The sequence below is a fragment of the Bacteroidales bacterium genome (assembly GCA_018334875.1).
Lineage (GTDB): Bacteria > Bacteroidota > Bacteroidia > Bacteroidales > UBA12077 > JAGXLC01.
Map to the genome: position 1 here is coordinate 1 of JAGXLC010000400.1, position 3,737 is coordinate 3,737.

The window sequence follows — 3,737 nt, forward strand, 5'->3', positions numbered from 1 at the left end:
GTTCAACCTGTGGAAACTTTACTGAATGGTCAAACAGGTAACCAATTTTGCACTTGTGAAAACCAGAGGTGAAGCCTGTCGGGAAGCCGTATGAGGGAAAACCTCACGTACGGATTTGAAGAGGGGGGAAGGCGAGTTGGACTATAGTCTCGCCTTGCTCTACTCTACTGTTTCAAAAAAAAAGTTAAATTGCTTAACTTTGAAAACGATACCTATCATCAGGTTATGAGAAATTTGTTTGCAGCTAAAGCTGCGGTAAGATATAATGTAAATTAAAAAACCTAAAAAGAATTCTTATGAAAACTTCGGTAAAAGAAAGGCTTTTTTCTCTGGATGCTTTGCGTGGTTTTGACATGTTCTGGATTGTCGGTGGAGACGTACTTTTTCGTTCCCTGGGAAAGGCTACCGACTGGCAGTGGGCTGATTGGTGGGCCAATCAGTTGCACCACGTGGATTGGGCCGGATTTCATGCCTACGACCTGGTCTTTCCCCTTTTTATGTTCATAGCGGGAGCAGCCATTCCTTTTGCACTGACAGGCAAACTGGAAAAAGGGGTCCCCAGATCGGCGCTTCACCGGAAAGTGGTTAAAAGGGCCGTCATCCTGGTTATATTTGGGATCATCTACAACGGGTTCTTCAATCTGAACTTCTCTGAAATGCGCTTTGCAAGTGTTCTCGGTCAGATTGGTCTCGCCTACCTGATCGCGGGAATGATTGTTTTACACACCAAAAATTTCAGGCAACGACTTTTCTGGTTGCTCGGAATACTTCTCGGTATTGCTGCAGTCCAGCATTTAATTCCTGTACCGGGTCACGGAGCAGGTGTACTGACCCCTGAAGGTTCCATCAACGGTTATATAGACCGGCATATTCTTCCGGGAACCCTTTATGGCGGAACATTTGATCCGGAAGGAACCCTTTCCATCATCTCTGCCGCGGGGATTACCCTGATGGGAGCATTGGCGGGCGCCTACCTGCGGGATAAGCAACTCACCCAATACCGGAAGGTTATCTATCTGGCTTCAGCCGGCGTAGTCCTGATTGTTCTCGGAGCAGCGCTTCATCCGGTTTATCCGGTCATCAAAGCTGCCTGGACTACTACATTTAACTTCCTGGCAGGTGGAATATGCCTGCTCCTTCTGGCACTATTCTATCTGATCCTTGATGTGTGGAAAGTCAGGCGCTGGAGTTACTTCTTCCGCGTGATCGGAATGAACTCCATTACCATTTACATGGGCGTACGGATCATCGATTTCAAACATACATCCGATTTTGTCCTGAATGGCATAGCCTCATATGCCGGTAACTTCGAACCGGTTGTGTTGTTCCTGGGCATGATCCTAGTAGAATGGTTGTTCCTGTATTATCTGTATAAAAACAGGATATTCCTGAGGGTATAGAATTAGAAGATTTTGCGGCCTGATTATAATAACTTCTAAAAGTTATTCATTACATATTGAACAAGCACCCTGCCTCGCAGGCAGGCAGGCAAATAACAAATAATTTCAAATGATCAAAATACAAAACTTGTCCGGCTTTTGACGCCCACCTGACTGGCAGGCAGGGATTCCAAATAAATTCAGTAGCTACAGTAGTTTTGGTAATTCGGATTTGGGATTTGGAATTTATTTGATATTTGTTATTTGTTGTTTGGGATTTACCTCTTTGAATTTATTGTTGCATTCAATCTTATATTATATCCTTGTAATTTTTAATCAATAACAAGGGTGACCAACCCTTTGGCAGGAATCCCGATTACACCGCCTGGGGATTTTTCCCCTATATACGCAATATCCTCTTCATCTTTCGAGGTAGTTTGATACATCCTTATGGTTTCTGCATCATTCATGTTTCTTTTGTTTATTTCCAAAGAAACAGTTTCTTCTCTTTGATTGACAACCACCACAACATAACGCTCCCCATCTTTCGATTTATAGGCTGAAACCTTTGTACCATCCACCGTTCCGGCGATATTTTTATTGTCTGATCGTTTTATGCCAATCCTTTGCATGCCCGGACGGATAAACCTTGAATAATGTCCCAATGCCCAGAGCATTTTGGATTCGTAGATCTTCCCGTTATGGGTGTCTTTATCGATATAAACCAACCCATCCTTGTAGCCATAGGGGCTGACCCCCAGCCACCACTGCCAGGCGCTGGCATTGGCCACGGTCAGGTCGGCATGGATGACGCGGGCCATGTAGAGGGCGGGTTTCATTCCAAGATCCTTGCCATTGCCCTGTATTTCTTCATTGTTTTCCAGTATGCAGTATTCAGTCATCCAGTATTCCAGGTCCGGATTTACCTGCTGGATCTCCTGTTTCACCTTTTTCCGGGTTTCGATCAGGGTTTGCAGATCCCAGGTGGAAAAATAGCTATGTCCTGCAACCTTTTGTGCTATGCTTTTCAGATCTCCCAGATAATTTTCCGATGAAGGGCTGAAAAATTCATGGATTTGCTTTCCCCTTTCCGGTTTATCATCATAGGTGTATAGGTATTTGTTCTGGGCAGTTTCCGGTATCTCCAGCTTGGAGTTGATGTTTCGGGACTGAAATGCCTCATCGATGGACTGGCATACATCATTGATCTCGCTGTTTTTCCAGGGCGAGCCTTCCTGGCCTGAATCATCCCAGTCCCATTGCGGCTCGTTGAAGGGACTGATGTAATCCAGGTGGACCCCATCATTTGCTTCTATGTTTTTGACCACTTCAGCAAGGAATTCAGCATAGTCAGTAAAGTGCTCCTCACGCAGGTTGGCTGAATTACCACCAGAGGACCAGGCCATCCCGTTTTTGGTGAGGTGCACGGGAGGGCTGTTGACAAAGCCGATGAACTGCTTAACACCTCTTTTCTTAGCCGCCCTGAGGAACCATCGCTGGCCGGCTTGTTTGTTCCAGTTGTAAGTACCATCGGAATTCATAAAACATTCTGCCCTGCGCCACTTGTCTTCAATTTTGCTTTCAGCGCCTTGCCCGGCACTTCCTCCACCAATATTGAACCGCCACGCAGAAAGACCAATACCTTTTGGATTTCCGTTTTCATCCATTTCTGTGCTGAAAAGCAAATCAGCAATCCGTCCGCGTTTTTCCAGCGGCCAGCTCTTTCCCACAAACTGGCACGACCATGCATCCGAAGCCCCGAAATTGTGGATTACCTGCTTTTCGTTATCCGGCTGAAGGGTTAGCTCCAGCACCTTGGATTGTTCTTCCTTACCGGTTTGATCTTTCGACCGGTCACAGGCCCCGAAAAGGAGCAGCCAGGTTAAAAGGAAAAGAGAAATATTCATGTGTGCAGGAATTTGAATTGGGTAACCGTTTTAATTATGAAGGTTTAAAGGTAATCATCTTTTGATTATTTCAAAATGAACAGAATTTACGGGGACGATCATACGCTTTTTAAAGGTTGTTATTTTCTGCTCCATCTGTGAAAGTAATTATGTTGATTATATGTTACCAATTTATTCAATATTTTTTATTTTTGGCGGTTAACCCTATCCCAAACATTATGTTAGATCTTTATTTAATAAGACGCGAATGCATTATTAAATGCATAGCATCATTGGCTGTATTCATCCTTCTTTTTTTTCAGGAAGGACAAGGGAGGTCTTCCTCTACCCGCACTTTCTATAGTCTAACGGTAAGGGATGGTCTTTCCAATGGCAGTATCAGAACCATCGTGCAGGATCAATATTCGTTTATTACGGCCGGTAATGGGGAAGAGGCCCTGCATAAAGCCAT

General features: G+C 44.6%; 2 protein-coding genes. One reads left to right on the top strand and one right to left on the bottom strand.

Annotation, left to right across the window (positions count from 1 at the left end; translation table 11 throughout):
* Positions 1–296: 296 nt before the first annotated feature.
* The gene (locus tag KGY70_18775) at positions 297–1,400 is read left to right on the top strand and encodes a DUF5009 domain-containing protein (GenBank protein ID MBS3777247.1); all 1,104 of its coding nucleotides are present in this window, start codon (positions 297–299) and stop codon (positions 1,398–1,400) included.
* A gap of 311 nt (positions 1,401–1,711) precedes the next feature.
* Here the strand turns inward: KGY70_18775 and KGY70_18780 are convergent, their stop codons facing one another.
* Entirely contained in the window at positions 1,712–3,286 is a 1,575-nt protein-coding gene (locus KGY70_18780; protein ID MBS3777248.1) for a hypothetical protein, read from the bottom strand.
* Positions 3,287–3,737: the final 451 nt, after the last annotated feature.